The sequence below is a fragment of the bacterium endosymbiont of Bathymodiolus sp. 5 South genome, from assembly GCF_900128535.1.
Taxonomy (GTDB): Bacteria; Pseudomonadota; Gammaproteobacteria; order PS1; family Pseudothioglobaceae; genus Thiodubiliella.
The window spans coordinates 1-1,730 of the sequence record NZ_FQTR01000258.1 but is presented as its reverse complement, the minus strand read 5'-3'; the positions used below and the strand labels follow the sequence as shown (position 1 = coordinate 1,730).

Genomic DNA, 1,730 nt, shown 5'->3' with positions numbered 1-1,730 from the left:
GGTTTATTTTTTGTAAAATACCTAAGGTTTTTTGCGGTACTGGATAAAAAGCAGTTTTGTTGATTTAGATGGTTGGAAAAATGGGTGGTTTTGGTTTGTTTGGAGTGGTTTTTAAGGGGCGACTAAGTAGAAGGCGACGCCTTGAATTCAAAAACCAAGTGAAACACTATTACTATTCTCAATACGAGGGGACGCTACCCTTTAAAATAAGAGGTATTTTAGAAAAAGTTGGTTGATTTGTCTATGGTTATTGTTGGTTTTATTTTTATAAGTCAATTTGTTGTGTGGTTTTTAAGGGTTGACTATTTAGCGTCATACAAGGTTATTAAGTAAGGATTGGTGGTTTTTTGGTTGGGTTGTGCAAAGGTCTCTAATGACATAAGTTACTTCTGTTATTTAAAAAACGCTAGTTTAGCAGGATTTGACAATTATATCCAAACGGGGTTAATTGGTAATTAAACCAAGGGTGGGTTTCAACTGTCGTATTTGAATAGGCGGGTCTCCATAGTTCAAACTAAAAACCACGCTTCAAAAAAGACCTACTTATGCAGGTCTTTATTATTGGTAAATTCAATTACAACAAATTTATAGCCTTCCTCATGTCTTCAATATCAGGATGCACATAGCCAAGCGTTGTATACACACTACTATGTCCAAGAAGATTTTGTACTGTTTTAATATTAGTTTTTGTGTTATTGGCTAGTTTAGTTGCAAATGCATGTCGAAAACGATGTGCAGAAACCCTTGAATTTAGCGTTTTAGATGCTTTTACAAAAAACCGAGCTACATGCTCCTCATTCATATTATCTGCAAAGTAACGAGAGTTTATCAAGGTAATGTTAAATATTTGATTGTTTTTATTTTGATCGGTATCAATGCGCGTGGCTTTTTGCCTCACTAACAAAATACTATCAATAACTTGTTGATTGATTGGAACCGTGTATTCTCGCTTAGTTTTAGAACTACTTGTTCGTAATATAAGGTGTCTATTTTCTAAATCAAAGTCAGACCAAGCCAATCCGACTAATTGCCTAAGACGAATACCTGTATATCTCAAAGTTGTGATGACGCAAGACCAAAACCAACCATGTTCAATATTATTACAAAATGCAAGTAAATCTTGAATTTCTTGTTCACTTAATAAATATTTTTTATTAGGATAATGAGCGACAGACTTGACTTTTGTAAAAGGGTTTTCTTTGATAACTTTAAATTCTATCGCAGTTTGTAGTAAAGCACGCAAATGCCTACGATAATTATTCCAGTTCCCCGCACTTGAGCGACTCAAGATATCATCCCTCCAGTTTAAAATTGTTTCATGATCTAAAGATGAAACAAGATGAACACCCGTATCTTTAATAAATATTGAAACAACAGAATTGTATTTAATGATTGTTGCTTCAGATAATATATTTTCTCTTATGTGTAAAGTGGCTAATTCTTGCAATTTCATACTTCTTCCTTTTTATTAAAAAAAGAGGTATTTTATAAGAATACTTGCATTTTTAAAAAATGCTACTATAATATAACACAAAGAGAAGTGCTTATAGCTCATTGATATAAGTACTTCTCTATCTAACTAAAATTAATGCCAAAGGGTACATTCGGACTTTTAATCCGCTGGTCGAGCGTTCAAATCGCTCACGCCCCACCATATTATTTAGTTAGATAGTTAGTCGTATACTAATAAACATAAACATTACTCTGAAAATAATGAGGATTGTTTATGA

Annotated in this window: 1 protein-coding gene; it reads right to left on the bottom strand. The window is 32.9% G+C overall.

Annotation, left to right across the window (positions count from 1 at the left end):
- Positions 1 to 574: 574 nt before the first annotated feature.
- The gene (locus BBROOKSOX_RS10620) at positions 575 to 1,453 is read right to left on the bottom strand and encodes a tyrosine-type recombinase/integrase (RefSeq protein ID WP_139661739.1); all 879 of its coding nucleotides are present in this window, start codon (positions 1,451 to 1,453) and stop codon (positions 575 to 577) included.
- Positions 1,454 to 1,730: the final 277 nt, after the last annotated feature.